The 23,229-nt window shown below is 35.8% G+C and carries 27 protein-coding genes, 1 tRNA gene and 1 pseudogene; 16 read left to right on the top strand and 13 right to left on the bottom strand.

All coding sequences use genetic code 11. The features are described 5' to 3' along the window. Nucleotides 1–60 precede the first annotated feature (60 nt). Entirely contained in the window at nucleotides 61–1,611 is a 1,551-nt protein-coding gene (locus CIB36_RS12165; RefSeq protein WP_093989796.1) for a response regulator transcription factor, read from the bottom strand. Then, nucleotides 1,589–3,376 carry a cache domain-containing sensor histidine kinase gene (locus CIB36_RS12160; RefSeq protein WP_093989795.1) on the bottom strand — a complete coding sequence of 596 codons (1,788 nt, stop codon included), beginning with the start codon at nucleotides 3,374–3,376 and terminating at the stop codon, nucleotides 1,589–1,591. The genes CIB36_RS12165 and CIB36_RS12160 overlap by 23 nt, the downstream gene beginning before the upstream one ends. A gap of 309 nt (nucleotides 3,377–3,685) precedes the next feature. On the opposite strand from CIB36_RS12160, the gene CIB36_RS12155 reads away from it, so the two are divergent. From CIB36_RS12155 to CIB36_RS13635, 6 genes are all read left to right on the top strand, one after another. Next, the gene (locus CIB36_RS12155; protein WP_093989794.1) at nucleotides 3,686–5,029 is read left to right on the top strand and encodes an ABC transporter substrate-binding protein; all 1,344 of its coding nucleotides are present in this window, start codon (nucleotides 3,686–3,688) and stop codon (nucleotides 5,027–5,029) included. Nucleotides 5,030–5,102: 73 nt separating this feature from the next. After that, on the top strand, nucleotides 5,103–6,008 hold the full coding sequence (locus tag CIB36_RS12150; RefSeq protein ID WP_158662697.1) for a carbohydrate ABC transporter permease: 906 nt from the start codon (nucleotides 5,103–5,105) through the stop codon (nucleotides 6,006–6,008). Next, complete coding sequence (locus tag CIB36_RS12145; protein ID WP_093989792.1) at nucleotides 6,008–6,850, top strand: carbohydrate ABC transporter permease; 843 nt, start codon at nucleotides 6,008–6,010, stop codon at nucleotides 6,848–6,850. Before CIB36_RS12150 ends, CIB36_RS12145 begins: the two co-directional genes overlap by 1 nt. 21 nt (nucleotides 6,851–6,871) lie before the next feature. Then, entirely contained in the window at nucleotides 6,872–8,470 is a 1,599-nt protein-coding gene (locus CIB36_RS12140; protein ID WP_093989791.1) for a hypothetical protein, read from the top strand. A 47-nt stretch (nucleotides 8,471–8,517) separates the two neighbouring features. Next, nucleotides 8,518–8,883 carry an apurinic/apyrimidinic endonuclease family protein gene (locus tag CIB36_RS13565; RefSeq protein ID WP_456085496.1) on the top strand — a complete coding sequence of 122 codons (366 nt, stop codon included), beginning with the start codon at nucleotides 8,518–8,520 and terminating at the stop codon, nucleotides 8,881–8,883. An 82-nt stretch (nucleotides 8,884–8,965) separates the two neighbouring features. Beyond that, nucleotides 8,966–9,097, top strand: a complete 132-nt coding sequence (locus CIB36_RS13635; RefSeq protein ID WP_267872665.1) for a hypothetical protein — start codon at nucleotides 8,966–8,968, stop codon at nucleotides 9,095–9,097. Between the two features lie 361 nt (nucleotides 9,098–9,458). Here CIB36_RS13635 and CIB36_RS12130 read toward each other — a convergent pair. Next, a tRNA-Pro gene (locus CIB36_RS12130) sits at nucleotides 9,459–9,534 on the bottom strand. Nucleotides 9,535–9,949: 415 nt separating this feature from the next. Here CIB36_RS12130 and CIB36_RS13370 point away from each other — a divergent pair. The 10 genes from CIB36_RS13370 (at nucleotide 9,950) to CIB36_RS12075 (ending at nucleotide 15,000) form a co-directional block, all read left to right on the top strand. Continuing rightward, a complete protein-coding gene (locus CIB36_RS13370; RefSeq protein ID WP_158662696.1) occupies nucleotides 9,950–10,498 on the top strand; it encodes a hypothetical protein in 549 nt (182 codons plus the stop codon). Continuing rightward, on the top strand, nucleotides 10,491–10,745 hold the full coding sequence (locus CIB36_RS12120) for a ParA family protein (protein ID WP_093989789.1): 255 nt from the start codon (nucleotides 10,491–10,493) through the stop codon (nucleotides 10,743–10,745). Before CIB36_RS13370 ends, CIB36_RS12120 begins: the two co-directional genes overlap by 8 nt. 268 nt (nucleotides 10,746–11,013) lie before the next feature. Continuing rightward, a complete protein-coding gene (locus tag CIB36_RS12115; protein ID WP_158662695.1) occupies nucleotides 11,014–11,505 on the top strand; it encodes a lysozyme family protein in 492 nt (163 codons plus the stop codon). 160 nt (nucleotides 11,506–11,665) lie between these two features. Next, the gene (locus tag CIB36_RS12105; protein WP_093989786.1) at nucleotides 11,666–11,911 is read left to right on the top strand and encodes a hypothetical protein; all 246 of its coding nucleotides are present in this window, start codon (nucleotides 11,666–11,668) and stop codon (nucleotides 11,909–11,911) included. Between the two features lie 166 nt (nucleotides 11,912–12,077). Continuing rightward, nucleotides 12,078–12,350, top strand: coding sequence for a hypothetical protein (locus CIB36_RS12100; protein ID WP_093989785.1), 273 nt, complete (start codon nucleotides 12,078–12,080; stop codon nucleotides 12,348–12,350). Nucleotides 12,351–12,355: 5 nt separating this feature from the next. Then, entirely contained in the window at nucleotides 12,356–12,808 is a 453-nt protein-coding gene (locus CIB36_RS12095; RefSeq protein WP_093989784.1) for a hypothetical protein, read from the top strand. Further along, a complete protein-coding gene (gene mobL / locus CIB36_RS13630; RefSeq protein WP_093989783.1) occupies nucleotides 12,792–13,142 on the top strand; it encodes a relaxase MobL in 351 nt (116 codons plus the stop codon). The genes CIB36_RS12095 and mobL overlap by 17 nt, the downstream gene beginning before the upstream one ends. A 31-nt stretch (nucleotides 13,143–13,173) precedes the next feature. Next, complete coding sequence (gene mobP2 / locus CIB36_RS13625; protein WP_158662693.1) at nucleotides 13,174–13,839, top strand: MobP2 family relaxase; 666 nt, start codon at nucleotides 13,174–13,176, stop codon at nucleotides 13,837–13,839. 282 nt (nucleotides 13,840–14,121) lie between these two features. Continuing rightward, the gene (locus CIB36_RS12080) at nucleotides 14,122–14,475 is read left to right on the top strand and encodes a replication initiator protein A (protein ID WP_093989781.1); all 354 of its coding nucleotides are present in this window, start codon (nucleotides 14,122–14,124) and stop codon (nucleotides 14,473–14,475) included. A 15-nt stretch (nucleotides 14,476–14,490) separates the two neighbouring features. Next, nucleotides 14,491–15,000 (top strand): hypothetical protein, encoded by a 510-nt coding sequence (locus CIB36_RS12075; RefSeq protein ID WP_093989780.1) that lies wholly within the window; start codon nucleotides 14,491–14,493, stop codon nucleotides 14,998–15,000. A gap of 239 nt (nucleotides 15,001–15,239) precedes the next feature. Here the strand turns inward: CIB36_RS12075 and CIB36_RS12070 are convergent, their stop codons facing one another. The 10 genes and pseudogenes from CIB36_RS12070 to CIB36_RS12025 form a co-directional block, all read right to left on the bottom strand. After that, complete coding sequence (locus CIB36_RS12070; protein ID WP_093989779.1) at nucleotides 15,240–16,031, bottom strand: hypothetical protein; 792 nt, start codon at nucleotides 16,029–16,031, stop codon at nucleotides 15,240–15,242. A 336-nt stretch (nucleotides 16,032–16,367) separates the two neighbouring features. Next, nucleotides 16,368–16,922 (bottom strand): hypothetical protein, encoded by a 555-nt coding sequence (locus CIB36_RS12065; RefSeq protein WP_093989778.1) that lies wholly within the window; start codon nucleotides 16,920–16,922, stop codon nucleotides 16,368–16,370. A gap of 19 nt (nucleotides 16,923–16,941) precedes the next feature. After that, complete coding sequence (locus CIB36_RS12060; protein WP_093989777.1) at nucleotides 16,942–17,511, bottom strand: hypothetical protein; 570 nt, start codon at nucleotides 17,509–17,511, stop codon at nucleotides 16,942–16,944. Nucleotides 17,512–17,867: 356 nt separating this feature from the next. Beyond that, nucleotides 17,868–18,764 (bottom strand): WD40 repeat domain-containing protein, encoded by an 897-nt coding sequence (locus CIB36_RS12055; RefSeq protein ID WP_093989776.1) that lies wholly within the window; start codon nucleotides 18,762–18,764, stop codon nucleotides 17,868–17,870. Nucleotides 18,765–19,043: 279 nt separating this feature from the next. Beyond that, entirely contained in the window at nucleotides 19,044–19,571 is a 528-nt protein-coding gene (locus tag CIB36_RS12050) for a hypothetical protein (protein ID WP_158662692.1), read from the bottom strand. Nucleotides 19,572–19,588: 17 nt separating this feature from the next. Beyond that, nucleotides 19,589–20,287: pseudogene (locus CIB36_RS13750) on the bottom strand (amidase domain-containing protein); the annotation flags it as partial. A gap of 274 nt (nucleotides 20,288–20,561) precedes the next feature. Continuing rightward, nucleotides 20,562–21,152: a hypothetical protein gene (locus CIB36_RS12040; RefSeq protein ID WP_093989773.1), complete on the bottom strand. Its 591-nt coding sequence runs from the start codon at nucleotides 21,150–21,152 to the stop codon at nucleotides 20,562–20,564. Nucleotides 21,153–21,358: 206 nt separating this feature from the next. Then, nucleotides 21,359–21,760 carry a hypothetical protein gene (locus CIB36_RS12035; RefSeq protein WP_093989772.1) on the bottom strand — a complete coding sequence of 134 codons (402 nt, stop codon included), beginning with the start codon at nucleotides 21,758–21,760 and terminating at the stop codon, nucleotides 21,359–21,361. Nucleotides 21,761–22,085: 325 nt separating this feature from the next. Beyond that, nucleotides 22,086–22,463: a hypothetical protein gene (locus tag CIB36_RS12030; protein ID WP_093989771.1), complete on the bottom strand. Its 378-nt coding sequence runs from the start codon at nucleotides 22,461–22,463 to the stop codon at nucleotides 22,086–22,088. A 204-nt stretch (nucleotides 22,464–22,667) separates the two neighbouring features. Beyond that, a complete protein-coding gene (locus tag CIB36_RS12025; protein WP_158662691.1) occupies nucleotides 22,668–22,940 on the bottom strand; it encodes a hypothetical protein in 273 nt (90 codons plus the stop codon). Between the last annotated feature and the right edge of the window lie 289 nt (nucleotides 22,941–23,229).

Genomic DNA, 23,229 nt, shown 5'->3' with positions numbered 1-23,229 from the left:
AGGAAAGAATCATGTCAGCAGCAAATCTACAATTCAAATTATTTCTTTTTCAATCTATGACTAAAGGTAGGTTTGTCGATACTCTGTCGGTGTATATCCCGTTACTTTTTTGAAAGCATGGCTAAAATATTGAGGTTGGCTAAATCCCACCTTTCTAGCAATGACACTATTTTTTAGTTGATTTTGTTTCATAAGATCAATAGAATGTTTGATTCTAGTTTGCGTTAAAATTTCTGTAAAATTATTACCAGTTATACTAGGGATCAAGGCACTAAGATAACCAGGTGATAAAAATACCACCTTTGCAACATCGTTTAAGGATATATTCGAAGCATAATTTTCTTCTATATACTGCACAATACGATCAATAATGATTTGCTTATCAGTTTGTTTCTTAACGGATATATATTCACTTAAATCCAATAAAATTGAAAGAAAAACTCCTTTTAGATTATCTATATTTTCACTGGATACGATTGCCTGAAAGTTGGCATGGCGTTCCATAAAGGATGCCAGTTGTCGTTTGTTCTCATTAAAGATATGCTTAGAACATAAAGTAGCCAGTATTAATATAGAGCTTTTGATAAACGCTCGATTTTTCCCTAACGTTTGAATTGTTTGATCCAATAGGTTCCCTGCTTTTTCGGTAAGGTAAATACCACTGGAGTTTTGCAACAAATCATAAAATAATTGTTGTGTGTCTAATATCTGGTAATAGTCCAGAAAACTGTCTTCCCCTCCGGAAGCAAAAAAATGTATGCTGTTAAATCCACTGAAGAAACGATTACTAAGAGACTTTTTAGCCTGCAGATATCCTTCCTGCATACTCTGTTGTCCTGATAATAACTCACTAACTCCAATTGAAACTGTTATTTTGAACAGATCATAAATTCGCTGTTGAAGAGCTATAAAATAATTATATATAGACGTTTTCCATTCTATTTCTTTATGAGAAACAGAAATAACAGCTACAATCTGTTCATAATTCATTTTTAAAAAACAGCAGTTGTCCTCAATATTCAAATCAATGCATGCAGAAAGTAGGCCTTGGATATATTGGGGAGTGCGGGGTGCTTCGCCATCTGGTTCTAACACCGCAATACAATAAGGATTTTGGTATTTTCCCAACATCGCATGTACAAAGCTATCGGAATGCATCTCGTTATTAAGCCTCCCCTCCAATAGCTTTCGAAGAATAATTTCCTTTTCATATTGCTTTTTTTCTTCATCATTTTGATTTCTGAGTATTGTGCTAATTTTTAGAATTATCTGTGACAGTTCTTGGTAATGGATCGGTTTGAGCATAAAGGCATCCGCTCCAAAATTCACCGCGTTTTTTGCATATTCAAATTCACGATGACCAGTCATTATAATAAAATGGATATCTGGATTGCGTTCTTTAATATATTTTAGAAAAGTAATACCATCAATGCCTGGCATGACAATATCTGAAATAATTAAATCAGGGGGCTGTGTCAAACAAATTTCTACAGCTTCAAGGGCATTAGCTACAATACCGCATATTTCGCAACCCATTTGTTCCCAATCATAGGCTGTACGCATATTGTTTCTAATTCCTTCTTCATCTTCAATTATGAGTATTTTCATCATGTTTATCCTCTCCTCGCATAATTTCTAACGGAATTTTAATAGTTACAACTGTTCCTTGAAAAGGCTGACTGCTAATAGTAAACCCGTATTTTTCTCCATAGAGTATTTTAATACGATGTTGAATATTTTGTAAAGCAATATGATGTCCCTCCGCTTCTTCCGCGGAGGAAGTTTTTTCTATTTGTTCATACCCCATACCTATGCCATTATCCTTAATGCTTATAATCAGGTTTTGCTGCTTTTGCATAGCACTGATATCAACTGTCCCACGTTTGGTTTGACCGCTCAGACCATGAACAATAGAATTTTCAATAAAAGGCTGAAGGATCAATTTGGGGATCTTAGCTCGCAACAATTCTTTTGGAAACTGGCAATTAATATGAATTCTTCCCTGATATTTATTATCAATAATATATGCATAATGTTGGATATAAATTTTTTCTTCCTCTAAGCAACTGACATGGCTTCCCTTTCGATCAAGGTCTTTCTCCAGCATATAGCTTAGACTATAAATCATATTGCATACATCCTCTGCTTCATATTGAGAGGCAGTCCAGCTGATTAGTTGGAGTGTATTAAAAAGAAAATGTGGGTTAATCTGTGCCTGTAAATTCTTTAGTTGTAAGTCCTTAAGTAACAACTGTTCTTGATATTCCTTAGTGATTAATTCATCTAAATTTTGGGACATTTGGTTAAAACTTTGACCCAAAAAATCAATCTCGATGATTCTCGACTGGGCTGTCCAGTGTGTTTTCAAATTGCCTCTCTGTACTTGTTTCATGCCGGAAACTAAGTTTAAAATTGGTTTTGTGACCACAATAGAGCAAAGTCTAGCTCCCCAGATTCCAAGGAAAATAATAAGACACGCAATAAAGTATGAGAAATACATAATTTGGTTGACCTCTTTATATAAAACATCTTTTTCTATTTCCACTTGCACAACCCAATTTCGATATGGATACTTTGTAATTTTATCTTTTAGAAAGTGGTAACTGATCACCTTGTTTCCAGACTGATAAATTCCTGAATAATTTACTAATTTTTCTAGTGAATTATTCGAAAGAAATGCTCCCAAAAGGTTGCTGTTTGCCGCTCCGAAAATTCTACCTTGTTCGCTTATGATCATTAAATTAGATATGTCGAACTCATCTTCCTTACTGGACGTATACACCTTATCATATAAATAGTTTGGCGAAAATCTTAAAATGATCAACCCGGTAACTTCGTATGTATTGGTATCATAAATCAATCGAACTGCGTCTAAGCAATCTAGTTGTTGATTATATCCTAACCAACACAATTGCAAGGGATAGTTTATGGCCTGTTGGTATTCTACACTAGAAAAAGGATTGTCTACTTTGGAATTGAGTTTTCCGTAAGAGTAAAATTTAGACTCCTCTTTTCCGTAAACTTCAATAGAATCTAAATAATAATAATCAGTAGAACTAAAATATTGAGAAATAATCATTTCAAATTGTTGTTTAGCTTCTTTATCAGAAAAATCTTTTTTTAGAAAATCCCATATCAATGGTTCGTTAACAAGATTCGTTGTTTTAAAATCTATTTCGGTTAATGTATCTGCAATATTTGCGGCCATTTGATTGACAAAATTATTTGCATATCTTTGAGTTTGCAGTTCAAGCAAAGATAAATATTTGTGCGTAGGAAATATTAAAAAGGTGGCAACGGATAATATAACTAGACCAGTAACTCCCAGGGTTAAATACCATCTTAGCGTAATCCTAAATTTTAAAAGCTGCTTCACTGATTATCACAATCCTTTCATAATTTTATTGTAACGATCAGGTTTTTAAAAATCAAATACAATAAATTGAAAATATTTACATTGTTGAAAATTTTAAAATTCTATATGTAGTAAAAACTATAATTTATGAGTTTTTATAGAAATCTAAAAATTTTACACAACAAAAACACAAATAAGTCAACTTGAAATAATTGTCTTCAATCAATATAATTTTAATTGTAATTGGAATATTTTTATGAAAAACATCCGATTAATAGAGCTCTATACTAAACCACGTGCAATTTAATTCGACTAAAAGGAGGTTCCTTGATGAAACTAAAATCTGTTTTGGCTACATTTTTGGCTGCTACAGCAACGATAAGTTGTTTTACAGCGTGTGATGGTAATAATGATAACAATACATCAGATAGCGAAAAAAAAGCAGGAGATAAAACTACCATAAACTGGATGGATGGACGAAGTACTCAGGACTATCAAATTGAAGCGGTAGAAAACTATCTTGTTAAACCATTCGAAGAATCCAACTCTAATATTGATGTCAACTTTATCCCAACTCCTGATATTACACAAGTGCTTAAAATTCAGTTGGCAGCCGGAGAAGGTCCGGACCTAATGACTTTGGAAGGACCATCTTCTGTAGGTAATTTTAGTGATAGACTCGTTGATATGACAGAATATGTTGAAGAATATAATTGGGACGAAATTATGTTTGATTGGGCCTTAGAGTCTTGTAAAGTAGACGATAAGTACATGAGCATTCCCAACTGGTATGAAGCAATTATCATGTGGCATAATAATGACCTAATGAAAGAGCATGGATGGGAAGTACCAAAAACAGTAAACGAGTTAGAAACCATGTGTCAAGAGGCGCAAGATGCAGATTTAATTCCAATTTGTTACCATACCGGTGGATTTATAATGGGAAATGACTGGGCATTGTCTTTGTGGTATAGCAATTATTGCGGACGGGACAGAGTCAAACAATTACTGGCAGGGCAAGCAAAATTTACTGACGAAGATTTTGTCGCAGCAATCGAAATGTATAATGATTGGTGGCAGAAAGGTTATATTGGAGAGAAACAAACCCATGCAATCTCTAATGAGGACTCACAATCATTATACTATAGCGGGAAAAGTCCAATTTTTTTCCATACTACCGCTATGATTGGACAAATGAAACAAAACTGCACATTTGATTATGGTATGGATTATTACCCAAAATTTAATGATGAATTAGAATCTGCGGTTGTGCCTATTGCATGCGCCGGTTCCTTGGCGATAAACATTATTTCCGATGTAAAAGATGAATGCGCACAGTATATTGATTATATCTATCGTGATACTAAAAATATGGCCAAAGGTGTAGAGGCAGGTTTGTCTCCCTTCTGTACAGATATTCCTACCGAAGATTTTTCAAAAGATGTTGATCCTATGATTCTGCAAATGAAGGATATTTTTGCTGAATTGGAAGAGAATCCTGAAATGATAGGATACTGCCAATGGACTTTTTGGCCAACAGCAACACATGAGTATCAAATCAATAATATAGAAAAAGTATTTTTGGGACAGATGACTGTTCAGGAATTTTCCGAAGAGTCCCAGAAAGTTCTTGATCAGGACATTGCGGCTGGTCTTGTTCCCACTATTCCGTAATATCAACTAGGACATGCAAATTGCCTCTAGCCGGACATTGTGTCCGGCTAGAAACTTAAAAGGAGGGAAAAACATGCGGAATAGATTATCAGAATATAAAAAGCCTATGCCATTTTTACGAAAATACATAGGGTTCATTTTCATTCTTCCCGCACTAGTATTACATTTATGTGTCGTTATGATCCCATCTGTTTCGACTTTTGTGATGTCGTTTTTTGATTGGAATGGCCTAAAATCTCCATCTTTTATTGGAATAGACAATTTCATAGAAATTTTTGCAGAAGATAAAGTTGTTTGGATTGCGTTTAAAAACAACTTAATCTGGATGCTCATTTTTTTAATTGTTCCATTAATTGCTGGTTTGTTTGTGGCTACTTTGGTTGTCCGATTGAGACATGGACAAATGCTTTATAGAACGGCAATTTTTATGCCTTACGTACTTTCGGCCGTCATTGCAGCAAAATTGTGGGAATCTATTGTCAATCCTTATTATGGATTCCCTGTCATTTTTGAAGCTATAGGTTTTGATTCATTATCAAAAATTTTATGGTTGGGAGATCCTAGTATCGCATTATTCACAGTGGCTTTTGTAGACAACTGGCATTGGTGGGGATTTGTAATGGTACTTTTTGTAGCAGCTCTCCATCAGGTAGATGAAGATTTGTATGAAGCGGTAAGAATTGAAGGAGCTACCAAAATTCAAGAATTCTGGTATGTTACACTGCCTGGAATCAAGCCTACTTTTATTTTTATTATTTCGATGTCAATCATGTGGAGTTTTACAACGTTTGATTACATTTGGGCTATGACACAGGGTGGACCAGGACAGGCGACAGAAATATTATCAACTTGGATTTATAAAAATTCTTTTACTATGTTTCGATCTGGATATGCCAGTGCACTTTGTGTAGTCCAAAGTACATTAGTATTAATTGCTTTTATAGTAATGAGAATTCTGGGGAAAGGAGCAGAAGAATAGTGAAAAAAAGCTATATAGAAAAACAAAAACGAACAAATCCTCTGGTACATATTTTTTTGATTCTTGTAACTGCTTTTCAAATTTTTCCCTTAATTATGTTATTTTTGAATAGTATGCGTACAGATAAAGAAATAAAAAATTTTCCGTTAGGACTTCCTTCCTCTTTTAACTTTTCTAATTATATTGAAACTTGGCAAAAAGGTGGATATACTTCTGCTTTTATCAGTTCATTTTCTATTGGAATTACTTGTGTATTGATAATTTTAATATTTGGAGGATTGGCATCCTATGCACTGTCCAAACTATATGTTCCTTTTAAAAATTTTTTCCTAGGATATTTTACCTTGGGAATGAGTATTCCGGGGTTTTTGTTTATTACCCCCAATTACACTGTATTTACAAAACTAGGCATTGTAAATACCAGATTATCAATGATAATAATTTATTCGGCAATATTTCTTTCTTTTAATCTTCTGTTATTGAGAACTTACTTAATTGGTATTCCAAAAGAATTGGAGGAGGCCGGAAAAATTGATGGTTGTGGTGAAGTAAGTGTAGTATGGCATGTAACAATGCCAATTGCTCGTCCAATTTTTTCCACTGTAGCGCTATTAGTTTTTGTACAGTGCTGGAATGAATTTTTGTGGGCAAATACTTATCTATCAACAGACAATGTGCGAACAGTTTCTACTCGGTTTTATAAATTTGTATCTCAATATTCTATGGATCTGGCTAGTGTATTTACTGCCGGCGCTATTGCCATAGGCCCGATTATTATTTTATATGTTGCTTTACAAAAAAAATTTATAGAAGGAATGACTTCAGGTGCTGTTAAAGGCTAATAATGTTAGGAGGAAACACTTATGAATTTCCCAAAATATGTTATGACCAATACCAATGATTTAGATATGGCGATTCGGGAGGCCAAAAATCCTATGTGTGAATGGTATGATGCAAATCATGATGATTTACCGTACTTTGAAAATATAGTAACAGGCGAACAGTTCGGAAACTATCACCATACTAGTTGGAGCTGTGGTCACTGTCCTGGCAGATGGGCAGAAAGTCTGTTTTTTTCCCAATTAGTAACAGGGATGGAATTGGATCCAGTTGTTTTTCAAAAATTAAAAAAATGGGTCTTTAAAGTGTATAGCAATCATATTAATTTGCCGGCTAATATAGATTTAAATACATTTGAACTAAAAAAAGAAGTAGACCTCTGTAATCTACGCGAATCGTTCTTTGGACTGACAGCGGTTTATCTCTATGATCATGATATCCGAGTTTTTACTATTGCGGAAAAAGTTATTGCGACAGTAGAAAAGTATTTTGATTTTGAAAACGGTAGATGGGATTCAACTGCTTATGAGGAAGCAACCGGAGCAAAAAGTGTAGGCCTCTTTACTGGTGACTTAGAGCAAACTCGTTTTTGTAATACATTTGGACGATTTATTGGTGGCTTAGTTAGATATTACGAAATTAGTCATAGTGCCGCCGCTTTAACTCTGGCTTGTAAACTGTCCGATGTTGCTTTGCGCAGCGTAGTTTTGGAAGATGGTACGTTTGATCCGGATCGAACCGCCGCGCATCCTTATTCAACCACTTCTATGCTATCTGGTATTGCCCTACTAGCAGATATCACTGAAGATATGTTATTGTTCAATCGTTTAAAATCATTTATGGAAAACGGATTTTATCAAATTGCAATAGATACAGGCTGGGTAACCGAAAATTTAAATCGTACAAACCTAGTGGGAGAAATTAATAATAGCTGTGACTTGTTGGAGGTTTGCTTATTTTTAGGAAAGGCGGGCTTTTCTAAATACTATGAACGTGCAGAACAGATGCTGAGAGGTCATATTCTGCCGTCTCAGTTACTGGATACGTGCTTTATTTCGGATAAAAATTATATTGATGACTCTAAGAACCACATGGCAAGGAGAGTGAAAGGGGCGTTTGGGTTTCCTACGCCATATGGTCATGAAGATGAACCGGGCAGTGTGATTTCTTATAATTGGGATATTATTGGCGGTGTTAGCGGACTGTGCTGGTCTAAATGTCATCAAACGACAGAAAATAACGACATTTATAGTATTAATCTATTATTTGACTATGAAAATCATGATATTAAATTTAGTAGTCCCTATCAGCATGATGATATTCTGTCTATTAAATTAAGAGCAAAGAAGAATTTGCGTATTAGACTTAGCAGTCGAATCGATCTGAAAAAGCTTAAGGAGGAATTGAAGAAATCAGGAATCATTTATTGCATTTTAGGTGATTGGCTATATTTAAATCATCTTATGGTGGGGCATACATATTCTTTCTGTTTTCCGTTTATTGAAGAAGATAAGGAATATATATTTAAAAATCATCACTTAACTTTTCGTTGGAAGGGGGACTCTATTATAGCCGCCTCTTCCGAAGGAAAGAGGTTATGTTTTTTTCAAGAGCTATCTTGATGTGAAAATATTTTGTTAGTTTTTATCTTTCATTTTAATTAAACTTAATGAATATTAAATTTTTAGGAGGAGCACTTTATTCTTACTGGCCATTAGATATGAATATGCCCAGAAACAAAAAGGAAGATGTGGAACGAGCTATTAAAAATATGCGTAGGTTATCCAAAATTACTGAAGAAAATGATGTAACTTTAGGAATGGAAGTTTTGAATTGCTATGAAACATATATGATGAACACTTGTTCGGAAGCAATTGACTTTGTTAAAGCAGTGCATAGCTCACAGGTAAATATTATGCTTGGTACCTTTCATATGAATATTGAAGAGAATAAGTATAACAGCGGCTATACGGCAAGCAGGAGCAAGATTGGGGCATTTCCATATTGGCGAACAAAATATGTTAGTTCCTGGTAAGGGATCTCTTTCTTGAACGGAAACAGGGCAGGCACTTCGGGATATTAATTATCAAAATGCTGTAGTAATGGAACCTTTTGTTATGAGTGGAGGAACTATAATAGGCTCAGAAATTAAAGTGTGGAGAGACTTAGTGCCTGATGTCTGCGAAGAAATGCTGGACCGTGATGCAAAAGGGGAATTACAGTTTGTGCGTCACGTCTTTGAATGCTGAGAAGATTGACAAATGTGACTGAAATCCCCAAATGATAATGTAGAGAACCTATTCAGCAAGTTATCTTTGCAGCCAAAAAAATCCCGGCAGCTTTACGATTTATTTTCTACGTTAGATTACATAAAAAAGACTTCTAATCCAGTGGATTAGAAGTCTTTTTTTAAAAATGTATTGCAATATACACTAAATTATTTCATTGAAACGTATTCTGCGAGAAGTTTTATGTTCAGGCTCTTGTTTTTGGCTAGAGCAATTTGTCTCGGCAAAAAACAAGAGTCTAAACGTAAAGAACTACGTTTACTTTTTGGAATCTTGAAAAACACGATACCAAAAATTCTATTTTAGCAGTCCTTTGATTGCTTGGTCGGAGTGACGGGACTTGAACCCACGGCCTCTTGACCCCCAGTCAAGCGCGCTACCAACTGCGCCACACCCCGTTTATCTGCATCCTATTATATCGAAAAGAAAATAGAATGTCAAATAAAAAATTGGGTATAAATTCTGTTGCATATTCTTATGTCCTGTGAAAAGGTGATACCCTCGGAGTAGCAACCAGAATAAGAAACTGATGAATTGCGATGATACCGCCTACCAAGGATACGCTTTGTCTTCTATTACTATCTATTACCAAAAGCAATAAGAGAAATACGCCGTACCTTAATTGGAACCCGGCAAGAAGTCAACCTAATAATCGAATACAGAGATCGAGTTTTAAAAGAATAATATACTGAGTTATGTAATAAGGAGCTTTACTAGATCATTCAGTGAAATATATAAATATAGCAATTTAAATGGAAAGAATTCCCGTATCAGAGAGGATATATCATTATAAACGTTCAAAGCCGTGATGAAGTGATTTTTGAATTTCGGCGGCGTTTTCCAGATCAAAGTCCTGGTATAATCAACTGTTCAGATATTTATACAAAAGATGATAAAATAAAAGAATTTAAAGAATCGGGAAATCTAGGTGCTGGCTATCATATATATCTTGATCTAATCAATAATAGAATGATAGTGGGACAATTTGTCCCACTTCTTTTTTTGTTGGAAAGGTTTTTTAAAATGAGGATCACAATAAAAGATGAATCCCTGATCGAAACATTAAAAGAGTATGCGGAGATTCAAGGGGCCTCCACTTTCCAATACACAGAGGATTTATTAAGAAAAAGTATCAGCGGGCTTTTGGCATATAAACTGGTTTTTCTTTACCATGATGGGACGCAGACGGAAGAAACTCACTTTTATTCCCCGAAGGATTTAGCGGAAAGCGTCCGTGCCGCTGACTTTTTACTGGAGAACCCAACGAAGCTTTTCGATGGCAGAAGGATCATAGGCTGGCAGGTATGGCAAAACGGAAATCTGATCGAAGAAAAAAATAAAGGAGAACGAGAGAATGAGTAAAATGTATGCGGTGTCCGTAAAAAAGGCGGAGCCGGAGTGCTATGAGGGTGTTCCAGGGACTATCCAAAAAATGATGTTGATCAAGCAAAATGATAAGCTGCCAGATATTATCGAGGGCTTCATCGTCACGATGTACCGGAACACGCTAACCAACCGGAAAGTAACGGAGGCGTTAAAAGAGAGTTATGGGGATTTGATTTTTACATCATATATTCCCCGGCTGGAAGAAGCAGTTAGGCCGGGATAGATTCTATCAAAATCCTGTTTACACTGGCGCAGTATAAATTTGTCTTCAAACAGGACGCAGAATACTATGATACGTTACGGCTTGCGTTCCGTGGAGAGATACCGGACAATGATTTAGAAGATGTCCCGAAATTTTCCCAGGGCGAATGTCTGATGATCATAAACGGGCTGTCCAGCTTGCGTATGAACGTCTTAGTGAGCGAGGAAGAACTGGCATTGTTCTCCGGCGGCGCTTGATTTATATTTTACGGTGGAAGGAAGGCATATTGTTGGGAAATGACAATCACAATCCCTCTGCCGACATTGGCAAAAAGCTTGCCGGACAAACAGCGAAAGCAGCCGCAAAAGGCGGGAAAGCAGCTGCCGGCTGGCTGAAAAAGGGGGCAAAAAAATTGTTGGGTTGGTGCAGTCCGGTTTTGATCGGGCTGCTGATTTTTTTGTTGTTTATGGTGATGATCGTTTCCATGATTTCCATGTTTTTTGCGGGTGCACAGCATGAGGAAAACATGGATAGTAATTTTGCTTTGAGTGATGAAGTTCTCGCTTATCGCCCCTTAGTGGAACAATATGCGGCAGAATATGGGATAGAAGATTACATTGATGTGATCTTGGCAGTTATGATGCAGGAATCTCGTGGAATTGGCGCCGACCCTATGCAGTCCAGTGAATGCAAATACAATACAAAACACCTTCCTAGAAGGCCAAACGCTATTACAAATTCAAGAATATTCCATACAAGTCAGTATCCATTATTTCAGTGATTGTATCAAAAAATCGGGGTGTACGGGAATAAATGATGTGGATAATCTCAATTTGACTTTGCAGGCATACAACTTTGGACGGGCTTTATTCCATGGGCGCAGGAACACGGCGGATACAGTCAGGACCCTAAAAACTATTTGCCATAAGTGAGGAAATAAAATGAATAAGAAACGTACTGTTTTTGCATTTATTATTTTGATCGTGATTCTAGGCGGTTCTTTGTACTTCAATTCTCGTTCTGTGAATCGGGATTTTGCAAGTCCCGATCTGGAATCAACGGATCTACAACCAGAAGAAAGTATTACTCAAGAGGATGTCACCAAGCTGAACACAGAACAACTACAAAAACTGGCTGAATATGGTATCACCATGAAATACGTTAAAAAGTTGGTATTGCTTCAATAGATACTTTAAAGAATATCTGTACCCATGATAACGTTCGGCACTGCCGAACTCCACATTGAAAATGGGGACAGGTTTCCCTTATGCTCTTTCAACTTTTTTCTTTGCAATTTACAAGAAAAAAGTTGCCAAAAAAGAAATTTGTGCTCCGCACAAGGAAAGGAGAAATATGGAAATCAAAATCCGCAATTTGAACGCTGCTACAGTCTGCCATATCGACGAACTGGCGCACAAAAAAGGGATCAGCCGGAATCAGCTTCTATGCGAATGGCTGGATCAGATCGCCATGATGGAAGGGCTGGTCCAGCTGGAAAGCAAATATGAACGCATGTACAGCGGCGTGATCGAGATGATGAAAGAAACCAATCTTGTATTGGAACAGGCTGTAAAAACCAATCAAACGATACTGCAACAAATAAATGAAGTAGAAAAGAAAGGTTGAGATACATGGCGCAATCCGTCAGATTATCCGATAAGGCGATTAAAAAAACTTTGACACTTACCGCCGGGGTTTGGCAGACACTTCAAGAACTAAGCCGTGACACAGAGTTATATAACGATTCGGCTGCTGTCCGCATGTGTATTAAGTTCTATTATGATAACCATGATATTATGGAATCCATGAAATTGGAATTAGTTGATCTTCATCACGAACTAGATCTAATTAAGAAATACAGCAACGAACAACGGCGTATGCTGTTTCTGGTGGTAGACTTATTAAATATGATTTGCATTAACCAGAATGTCCCCCCTGCCCCGTCCTTTAAAGACAAGGATTTCCAATCCTCTGCCTTGCAGCAATCACAGATGAATCTATCTGAATTTTTAAAAGACATAGCGGTGAAAAACAAATATGGAAATTACAATCCGGAAGATGATTTAGATGATGAAGCAAAGTAATGATATAAAGGCGGGGATCATTGTCAAAACCCGTTTTATAGACAAAACCCTGCAAAAGAAAGATGAAAAAGCCTTTGAAAGCTACATTGATTATTTAGATCGTGATGAGGCGGTACGAAAGCAGCATTTTAACGAATTTTCCCTGGATAACGATTATATGGATAACCCGGAAAAGATGGGGGCGCTTTTTACCGCACAGCAGGATTCCCTATCCAAGGAACAAAAACAGAAAATAAAGGAACTGTTTAAAAAGGCATTTGATAACAATTCGATCATATGGCAGACGGTAATCTCTTTTGACAACCGCTATTTAGCCAAAATGGGGGGGTTATGATCCGGTTACAAAAACATTAGACGAAAACAAAATGCGGGAATGTACCAGAGCAATGATGAAAACCATGCTGGATCAGGAGGATATGAGTATGTCCGGTTTATGGAGCGCTTCGGTTCATTACAATACAGACAATATCCATATCCATGTCGCAACGGTAGAGCCGAATCCAACCCGGAAAAAACGGAATATCAATGGTAAGCTTCGGCCTCAAGGTACTATCTCACAAAAAACCAGACGGGCGATGAAAAGCAAGGTAGTGAATACGATTCTTCAGGCAGACCGGGAGATGATGGACGAAATCATTAGAAACAAAATCATTCGAGGGAAAAATTCTGTTTGGTCTTTTGAACACCCGGAGCTGGCAAGGCGTTTTGTAAAACTATACTGTAAGCTGCCCGCAGATCGGCGTAAATGGTTTTACAACATGAATGCCATGAAGCCGTTTCAGAATGAGATCGACGATATGACGCGGGCATTCGTCAGGATTTATTATCAAAAGGAATTTGCCGAATACCAGCGTCTGTTAGTGCGGGAACAGGAAACATTCAAAGAAGCGTATGGAGAAAACAGCAAGGCTGATGATTATGCGAAAAACAAAATGAATGACTTTTATCAAAGAATGGGAAACGCCATTTTAAAGGAAATGAGGGAATATTCAAAAATCATCCACTCCCCTGCCCCGCAAGCATGGCCATAAACAAAGTGCTGCACATATTTCAGGGCTGCCCGGGTGTTTAAATGGAATCAAAAACGCATTACAGACCGAGGGAAAACAACGAAAACTAAATCAAAAGGCTTATCACCAATTGGAGTCAAATCCTTCTATGGATATATCGCATTAGCTGAAACATTTTGTTCCAGTTAGATTCTAGCACGGAACAAAAAGCAAGGTGGGACAAATTGTCCCACCTTGCTTTTTTACATTTGGGCAGAAAAAAGGGGGATGAAATAGCCATTCCATCACCCTTTAGAAGATATAATGAAAAATAAAAATTACTTTACTTATAAAAAAGAATATACAACTTGTTTCACACAGATTCCGAATACTTTGATCTATAGTCAGAGATATGCTCATTTATCAATCAATTCAAAATATCTATACGCTTTACTTTTGGATCGTATACAGCTTTCCCTAAAAAATCATTATCTGGATTCTAAAGGACGGGCATATATTTTTTTCAGCCGTGAAGAAGCTGCAAAGATTTTAGGCTGCGTCTTGAATACTTCCGGCAAAGTATTTAAGGAACTGGTATCAGCGGATTTGATTGAAGAAGTTCAGCAGCGTGGAAAACGGGCAAACATCATCTATGTGAAAATGCCGATAGAATCTTAACGGAACGAGGAAAATGTGAAAAAAGCAAAAGAAGCTAAAAAAGTCTTGGCTCAAAAACGGCGGGAATACTTAAAGAAAATCAACACTTCCATTAAAGTAAAACAATCGAAATTAGCGGCTCTGGAAAAGAAACTGGCCGCTATGAAAAAAGAGTTTGCACAAAAACCTATCCTGACGATTCAAGAATCAGGTATTGAGAAGATCAAAAAACAGATAGACTACAATTATTTTACATATGCCTGCCCGGAACAGCTTCCTATCGTCGATCAGTTAGTACGTTCCGTAGCGGAAATGTCCGTCAGTGACAGCACAAAAATAAACGGCTGCTACCATTCAGCGATTCATCTTTTAGACACTCTCTCCAGCGTTGACACCAACTGTATATTAGACTTAGCAGACCATATTAGAAATTCCGTGTCCTGGGGATCAGTGCGCCATAAAACAGCCTATTTAAAATCCTTGATCTATAACTTTGTCAGCCAGCGTGAATTAGAGATTGCCGCCTTTTCCTGTCCGGGTTGTTGACATTTATTTTTTAAACGCAAATCATACTGAAAGAGATATATATTATTTCTAATATATATCTCTCAACTATCTTAGGTGTCGATGATTCCGGTCGATTATTTAACTGTATGGTTTCAATGCAGGTACTGGGACAAATTGTCCCAGTTGTTTTTTCGGAAATATGATTCAGAGAGGTGGTCCAATTTGTCCCACCTCTCTGAATCATATTTCACATCTCTACTATAAAAATATCTTGTCTATCATCTATTACCAGAGTTTATAATTCGATCTGCAATAATCTGTGCTTGCGATAATTGTAACAATGGCAATACATATATGCCTGCACCACCCATTAAAGGATAAAGGCATATCTCAAAATAATAGTATGAATTTGTAGTATATAAAACAATGAACGACACTACAATCATCCCTAAAATCCAAGGCCAGAATCTGACCCATAATTTTAAAAAGTCTATCCAACATCGCTTATAAATATAACAAGAGATATTTAGTTTTTTTCTCAGTGTTTTCTTACCAGTTTCTAATTCAACTTGCACAAAAATAAAGAGCAATGGATACATAAAAATTAAAAAGATAGCTCTCAGCCCGAAGAATATCCAGTAGGAATCGAAAATAAACCCAATATACATTTCCAAATACTGTGAAATATATATCCCCAAAATTGCGGAAAACAACTTTACAATAAATAAAGGGATTGCCCCAAATAGGTATGGAATAATATATTTCTTTGCTCGTATAATTCGATAAAATCTAAAAATGTTTTTGGGGTTAAATTTATTTTTTGTCAAAGCATACCGCAATCCTATGAATGATAAAAAATAGAAAAACTCAAGAAATGGATCTATAAAAATATTACTGGACAAGGTAAACTCATCTAAAATCGATGGAGTAGGAATATACAGCAAATACGTTATTGAAAAATTTAGTAATCTTATTAGAATAACCCACAGGATATAACATCCAACCAATTTGAAAATTGGTTGGATGTTATTTTTAAGAATTTGTCGACTTTGCGCTACAATTTGTTTCATGACAGATACCTTTCTGGAAATGGATACGGTAATCATAGACCGAGAACGACGGATTTATTTTTATACGTCAATTTCTAAGGTGTCATTATCGATCCAGTAAATTTTATTAGGATCTACAAAGCCTTCCTGATAATAAATGTTTTTGCCGTCATCTTTTCCATACATATTGATCAACGTATGGGAATTGAGATCCTCGATGACCTGATATGCCTCTCCGTTAGAGTGAGTGTAACTATAGTCTTCTACGCAATGTAAATAATTGAGATGAGTAATCCCATTTCGTCGGGTAAGTTGTATGTGGTGACACATGATGAGAAATCAAATGATTTTTAGATTTTATTCCACCCGCCTTAGTTCTAACTTCTTTCCGATCAGTTGTTCCCATTCTTTGGATTCAAGATAATTCATTCCTGTATATTCAATCGTTAAGACAAAGAGATTGTTGGATTTTTTGACAAAATCACCTGATATAAACTCAAGTGCTGTGGGATCAATTTGGCCTGTTTCCGATTCCGTTCTATGATAATTTTCCCAATCTTGAGGGTTTAGATTGGGAATGGCTGTAATAATAAACCTGTGGAAAGGAGGAGTAACACCAGATAATTCTACTGGTCTTAATTTACCATCTATTTTCATATAACATATGGCCGCTGCATCACGATCACAATATTTTATAATTGAAGATGCATCGTCAGCACTATAGACATAAAAATCCAAATCCAACCCATCTAAATGCCACGTAGAACCGATGTATTCTTCTTTTGACAGCAAAGGTTCCTCTTCCTTATACTGATCAATTTTATACACAATCGCAAACAAGATTGCCAATACAACTACTGAACTTATTACCGATATAAGTATAACGCATTTGGTTGACAGTTTATGTTTCATAATTGGACACCTCTGTTCCTCATTCCACCCGTCTTAGTTCTAACTTTTTTCCGATCAATTGTTCCCATTCTTTGGATTCGGGATATTCATCATCCAACATGTTTATATTCTCCAGTGTTAGTTGGTAAGTATTATCGTCTTTCTGCTGAACAGAACCTCTCAAAAGTTCCCAAATAAATGGTTCATTATCAGTATGCCAAATATCTTCCCACATATCTTCCCAAATGGATTGATTATTCAATGTGACAAGACTACATATGGAAAAGGTATCACCGTACCCCATCGTTAGATACACAGGCCTATTCTTATTTTTTATTTTCATGTAGCCAACAGTTGCTACTGTCCCTTCGGGCAAAAGATCCATTTCATCTTTCATGACCTTTTCACCTTCCTCTCGAGTAACTACTTGAAAATCCAAATTCAGGCCATCTAAATGCCAAGTAGTTCCAATATATTTTCTCTTAGATAAAAAAGTGTAATCTTTCAGTGTATAATTGCGACTATATGCCCTATCATAAACATGAAAAAGTCCTATACCCATCAGAACTATAACCAATGAGACTATTGAAATCATGATTCGCTTTTTCATCATAATATCTCCTATTAATGTACCTCATATGCCACTATTAGATTTCCTTTTCCTACGATTTGTTCAAAGCTATTGTATGAACGAACTCTAGTGTCATTTCCATGCATGTTATATAATCCTTTTCTGGTCTTTTTTACGCATTTCACAGCTACGGTATGTATCCCTCCGAAAATAGATTTATCATTCCAAAATCCTAAAATGTAAATAAATGCTTTTTTATTTTGAATAATGTTTTGTGGTTATCCCCTTTGAATAAAAAAACTATGTCCGTCGACTCCCAACCGGTAAACATGGTAATGTGGATAATAAATATCCTTTAGCTTTATTTCCACGCTTATTGTGAAGGAGTTATTATTTTAGACCGGTAAATCCAGAATATAAATTTTGCTTTCGCTTCCTATCCAAATGCGATTATTTGTTAAAAACTGTAAATTCATAAGAGACTTCCCCTTAAAAGTAAAAAAAACTTCCTTGGTTTTCAAATGATATATTCTCACTTCTGGATCGAATACTACTGCTAAATGTGGGGAAAAAGGTGAAAGAACTAACCTAATAGCGCTTCCCAAATCTTCTTCCATGTCCAAAGTAGTAAAGATTTTGATAGATTTATTTAATATATTAAAAAAATAAATCTTGTCTTCTTCCTCCGCGGTGAAATATATATTATGATTGGAATCCTCCGAGTAAGAAAGAGTGTAAATATCTTGAGAAAACCGCTGTAATAGTTCTTTTTTTAATGTTCCATTATCAAGATTTAATAAATAAATTTCTGTTTTTATGCTATTATTATACCCGTCTCCGACATAGCCAAATAAAATCCATTGATTATCTTGAGTTTTCACCAGGCTTGAAACATTCATATGTCTATCCTTAAAGTCATAAATAGTTTTTAAAGTTGGAGGAAAAATTGAGAAAATATATACCTTTCCGGCCCAATCCGAGAAAAACAACGTATTTTCATCTAAAAAGTAAAGATCAGAGCCTTCCTCGGCCTTCACCTGTTTTTGCTTTACGATGATCTCTTGCTTCTTAAGGTCATACACTAAAATCCGGCCGCTGGTATCCCTTACGCCCAGCAGTTGATTGCTGGGCGTAAAACATGCTACACTCGGATTTTTAAAACGGACCCGATCAATTTGTCTAGGTGTTGGGGCACTTACATTATAAACAGACACCGAAGTTTCGAGAATATTAACAATTAGGTTATGATCCATGGATTTGTAACTATCGTATGAAGCTTGATCGATAATCATAATTATCTCCTTCTTATTTATGGACAGGCTTTACTGGCCGCTTGTAGGAGACTTTTGATGAGAGCCAGAGAAAGCTTGACCTTGTTGCAGGTAATAATATCCGCGGTAATAGATTGGACTCAACTGATCTATACTGCCTGTTTTTTGTCAGCGATTCATGTCTCTTAAATGCACACATGGATGAGCCGCGACGAAATTACCACGTCACGAATCGTGGATAGTTCTATTGTTATGTAAAGTTAAAGTGTTTTTATTTTGACTTTTATGCCATATCTCAAATCAGAATAGACGCAAGGCAGAAATACTTAGCTCCCCGCCCTCATAATTAAAATCGTAAGAAATGCCTGTTGCTCCTGTATCAGTTCCGCATTCCAGTTTTAGGTAGGATACCCCATCTGTTTGAACTCCACTGTTATAAAAATCTTGATGATCAGAATATTCTGCTTTCACAGACTCATATATCTGATTGCAGATTTTTTGTGCTTCATCCAGTGTTAAATCGGAAATTTGAAAAGAAACTTCGATAAGTTGTTCTTTCCAACCGCCACGAAAAATGCGATAATCTCCTATGGCAGGGTAACCATAAACTTCTTCTTGGAACACATAGATATCAGAAGGAGTATCTCCAGCATTTTTATACACTTCAACAGGATTACCTTTTAATCGAAGCAAGGTCTGGGAGGTCATATTAAAATACGCGCCATCCTGTTGAATAGCTACGTACTGTTTGTTTGATAATAAGAAACACATGAAGAGCCCCCCAACTACTATGCAGAAGCACATAATAAATATAACCCATTTTTTCATACTGCATCTCCTGTTTGTTATGGCTTTATTCGAATAATTAGTACAGATTCTTTTCCTATTGATTTAGATAGATCTTGACATTTTCGTGACTGGGTATATGCGGCATAATAAATTTTGCCATTAGCTACTTTGACTATAATAGCTGCGTGGTGAGGAGCGGTTTTTCCGGGTTTAACAAAATATAGTAAATCGCCCTTTTGTACACCTTTTTTTGCGACATTAGTTATATCACTCTTTTTAGAAATTTTGATGACACTCCCGTTAACATATCCTCTACTCGTATTTTTAAAATAATTGTATTGGTTGGGTGCTTTGCTCCACGATAAAGTAACATTCCATTTATATCGCTGTCTATAATCCTAACCACTGCCAGGAGAGAATAAAATTTGTAAAAGAGATTTTTTGGTACGATATGAATGCCAGCCTGATGTCATTTTTATGCCACCAGCATGTAAACATTATGATACAAAATTTGCACAGTCTCCTCCATAATAACGGTAATATTGTTGATTATATTTGTTATACCATTTTTGAGCATATTTGACAGCAGCATTCCTACTGTATTGTCCGTCAATATCATCGATTGGTGAATTCAAACAATATACAAAAATATTGGACTCGATCGCAGAATTTTCTTTTGACAGAACTTCGGTGGTATCCGCATTGATAAAGCGTCCCCATTCCGGATCATGATAACGGGATTGCAGGTAATAATAACCGGTTTGACGTGTAGTTTATCACAGAATGCGCAGAGTTAGACTGCGCATTCTGTGACTGAAAGAATATTACGGAATATAAAATTCATATGGCCGACCGTTTAAGAAATAGTGTACTACAGAGATTATGGTCATACTTATCACGAATATAAGAACCCATGGCTGACAAGTCCCTTTTTTACGGGATAAACCAGCAAAAGAGCGATTCCTAAACTTATATGAGTATCAATATAGTTATGAACAGTATCTACAGCATAATTAGTAGCAACAACCATTAAACTGATTGGAAGTCAAGAATAGAACCATCAACAGCATCTACTTCAGCAAAATACCTTATTTCGGAATTATTATCGTAGAAGAGTATGCTCCAAACAAAGGCATTCTTTTCTGAAACGGGTACTACTTCAGCTAAAATATGTGCAGGGATAAAGCCGTTTGGTAGTAATTTAAGAACTTTAGCTAGCACTATATGAGAATCCACTAATGAATTAGGCAAGGAGGCTTCATATAGTTTTGAATAATAGCCGCTTTTGGAAAAGTCGAATACGATATGCCTTTGGGTGTCACTTTGGAGCGTTATGATATGTGGTCTGGAGACATTGCATTCTACAAAAGAGATAATCCAAGTACCTCTCAAGTTCTGGTCAAGTGAGCCCTGTATAGAGCTTATTTGATAGTTGTTTAGTTCAGGAAAAATATTTTTAATTTCTTCTTGAAGCTGGTTGGAGGAAATAACGGACTCGGCAATAAAATGTTCACCTGTCTTTTTACGGTTTTCGTGAAAACAATGAAAACACATTAAAATAGTAACTGCAACGATTATACAAAGCGTACCCACTAAAACCCAATATCTTTTTTTATTCATAGTTATTACCTCGCATAAAGTATTGTGTATATATGAAAGATATTGCCATACCCGCGATTCACAAATGTTACTTTACCTTTATATTTCACAATGTTGATTACAGATGGGATAAAAGTATGAATGGAATAGCTATAGAAATTAAGACAACACTTCCATTTCGTATGACATAGCAATTTTACGTACGAGTTCTTCATCTATATCGGGATTCAAAAAACGAAAGAGAAACTTCCGCCTAGAGGTTCACTTTCTGTGACATCTGTGCTAAAGGTTACTGCAAATAATTCTATATTTGTATTATCAACATGATACTCATTTTTAGTATAATATCCACCGGCTGAAAAAACTTCTCCATATTCATCAAGGGATTCATAATCCCCATAAACGGATTCTTCTGTTATTTCTAACATTACGGCATTACCGTTTTCATCATAACCTGTTAAAAAGCCATCTGTTTGTTCCATGCTCCACCCATCAGGGAGTCGGAAACTACCGACTCCCTCTAAGGTTATAAATTCCCACCCGGTAAAATTTTTATTATTGTTGAATTCACAACCAATGGTTAAGTAAATACAGCAGAATACACTTAATAAACATAAAAATTTTCTCATTAAAAGTACCTCTTAATTTTTAATTATAACTCCATGTATAGAACAGACTAATTTGGGAAGTTGTTCTCAGTGCATTTGCACTTTCAAAGAACCATGCGTTAGAATCATAACCGGTTTTTTTCTTTCCACCAATATCGGCAACTTTAGAACTGGATTTTTTAATACCGCATTTATAGGCTGCATAATGCAATTTGAGTTCAACATTGATAAAGCGTCCCCATTCCGGATCATAATAACGGGATTGCAGATAATAATAACCGGTTTAGCGTGGAATTTATCACAGAATGCGCAGAGTTAGACTGCGCATTCTGTGACTGAAAGAATATTACGGAGTATAAAATTCATATGGCCGACCGTTTAAGAAATAGTGTACTACGGAGATTATGGTCATACTTATCATAAATATAAGAACCCATGGTTGACAAGTCCCTTTTTTTACGGGATAAACCAGCGAAAGAGCGATTCCTAAATTTATAAATGATGGCATTAGACCAAGTGCAACCGATACAAAACCTTTTAGATTTTCCCATATATCAAATGTTTCAATCATCGCTCCTAAGAAAGCAAGCGTTGTAATTAACAAGATATAAGGGATAAAAAATTTAATATCTGGACGTTTCTTTCTAAATAAAATCAATAGAACAATACTAGGAGCCCCTATTACAACATATATCCATAAAGAACTAAGATAGAGAATTTTCATATTTATCACCTATTCCATGTTAATTTAGGCAATCACTGAAAAGTCTATTTTTAAAAGATTATTCAATGAACAGCATTTTTTCGTGAATGATGCTATATCCCCACAGTTTATGTGATTTAAAAAAGCATAAATCTGTGGGATAATGATAACCATCGAATTTCTCCCAGTGATCAACAGAGCGGATTATCTTTTTAGTTTGAGCATTTAACTGATAAACCCATGTGTGAAGTTTTTTTGATAATGTGGTGGTAATTGAAATTGAAATTCATCTAATCGGAATGACTCGATTTCATTCAAAAATTTTACATAACTTTCAGTTACTTTCTTTGTAGAAATCCAATTTGTTTCATTTTTCATCTGTACTTTTTTGATACTGCTATTCAGATAACTGATTCCAAAAGCATCACAAATGCAAAATCCATTTTTAATATAACTATTGAATGTATCAGAAGATATTTCAATATAACTGTTTATCATGTTCATTTATCCCCTTTGAATAAAAAAACTATGTCCGTCGACTCCCAATCGGTAAACATGGTAATGTGGATAATATCCTTTTGCTTTATTTCCATGTTTACTGTGACATATAGATTTACTGGAATTAACACTATTTGCCACACTTTTTAAACATTTCTGTCACTCCTTGTGACCTAAAGGTCTTATGAACCATAGATGACGATTGCAAATGAAGGAGGTGCATTATCTCATATCAATAGCCGGTCGGTATGAATCTAACCCCAATATAACCTCTTGTGGATAAATTGTC

Origin of the sequence: Massiliimalia timonensis, assembly GCF_900186585.1 — a bacterium.
Lineage (GTDB): Bacteria > Bacillota > Clostridia > Oscillospirales > Ruminococcaceae > Massiliimalia > Massiliimalia timonensis.
Note: the sequence above shows the minus strand (reverse complement) of the source record. Positions and strands in the feature narration are given on the sequence as shown.

Bases quoted from the DNA above. Each gene is read 5' to 3' on its own strand.
- CIB36_RS12050 (WP_158662692.1), bottom strand. From the start codon at position 19,571: ATGAAAAAATGGGTTATATTTATTATGTGCTTCTGCATAGTAGTTGGG.
- CIB36_RS12155 (WP_093989794.1), top strand. From the start codon at position 3,686: ATGAAACTAAAATCTGTTTTGGCTACATTTTTGGCTGCTACAGCAACG.
- CIB36_RS12030 (WP_093989771.1), bottom strand. From the start codon at position 22,463: ATGAAAATTCTCTATCTTAGTTCTTTATGGATATATGTTGTAATAGGG.
- mobL (WP_093989783.1), top strand. From the start codon at position 12,792: ATGATGAAGCAAAGTAATGATATAAAGGCGGGGATCATTGTCAAAACC.
- CIB36_RS12055 (WP_093989776.1), bottom strand. From the start codon at position 18,764: ATGATTATCGATCAAGCTTCATACGATAGTTACAAATCCATGGATCAT.
- CIB36_RS12150 (WP_158662697.1), top strand. From the start codon at position 5,103: ATGCGGAATAGATTATCAGAATATAAAAAGCCTATGCCATTTTTACGA.
- CIB36_RS12140 (WP_093989791.1), top strand. From the start codon at position 6,872: ATGAATTTCCCAAAATATGTTATGACCAATACCAATGATTTAGATATG.
- CIB36_RS12100 (WP_093989785.1), top strand. From the start codon at position 12,078: ATGGAAATCAAAATCCGCAATTTGAACGCTGCTACAGTCTGCCATATC.
- CIB36_RS12165 (WP_093989796.1), bottom strand. From the start codon at position 1,611: ATGATGAAAATACTCATAATTGAAGATGAAGAAGGAATTAGAAACAAT.
- CIB36_RS12080 (WP_093989781.1), top strand. From the start codon at position 14,122: ATGAAAAATAAAAATTACTTTACTTATAAAAAAGAATATACAACTTGT.
- CIB36_RS13565 (WP_456085496.1), top strand. From the start codon at position 8,518: ATGAATATTAAATTTTTAGGAGGAGCACTTTATTCTTACTGGCCATTA.
- CIB36_RS12035 (WP_093989772.1), bottom strand. From the start codon at position 21,760: ATGAGAAAATTTTTATGTTTATTAAGTGTATTCTGCTGTATTTACTTA.
- CIB36_RS12070 (WP_093989779.1), bottom strand. From the start codon at position 16,031: ATGAAACAAATTGTAGCGCAAAGTCGACAAATTCTTAAAAATAACATC.
- CIB36_RS12040 (WP_093989773.1), bottom strand. From the start codon at position 21,152: ATGAATAAAAAAAGATATTGGGTTTTAGTGGGTACGCTTTGTATAATC.
- CIB36_RS12065 (WP_093989778.1), bottom strand. From the start codon at position 16,922: ATGAAACATAAACTGTCAACCAAATGCGTTATACTTATATCGGTAATA.
- CIB36_RS12105 (WP_093989786.1), top strand. From the start codon at position 11,666: ATGAATAAGAAACGTACTGTTTTTGCATTTATTATTTTGATCGTGATT.
- CIB36_RS12060 (WP_093989777.1), bottom strand. From the start codon at position 17,511: ATGAAAAAGCGAATCATGATTTCAATAGTCTCATTGGTTATAGTTCTG.
- CIB36_RS12095 (WP_093989784.1), top strand. From the start codon at position 12,356: ATGGCGCAATCCGTCAGATTATCCGATAAGGCGATTAAAAAAACTTTG.
- CIB36_RS12025 (WP_158662691.1), bottom strand. From the start codon at position 22,940: ATGATAAACAGTTATATTGAAATATCTTCTGATACATTCAATAGTTAT.
- CIB36_RS13635 (WP_267872665.1), top strand. From the start codon at position 8,966: ATGAGTGGAGGAACTATAATAGGCTCAGAAATTAAAGTGTGGAGAGAC.
- mobP2 (WP_158662693.1), top strand. From the start codon at position 13,174: ATGCGGGAATGTACCAGAGCAATGATGAAAACCATGCTGGATCAGGAG.
- CIB36_RS12120 (WP_093989789.1), top strand. From the start codon at position 10,491: ATGAGTAAAATGTATGCGGTGTCCGTAAAAAAGGCGGAGCCGGAGTGC.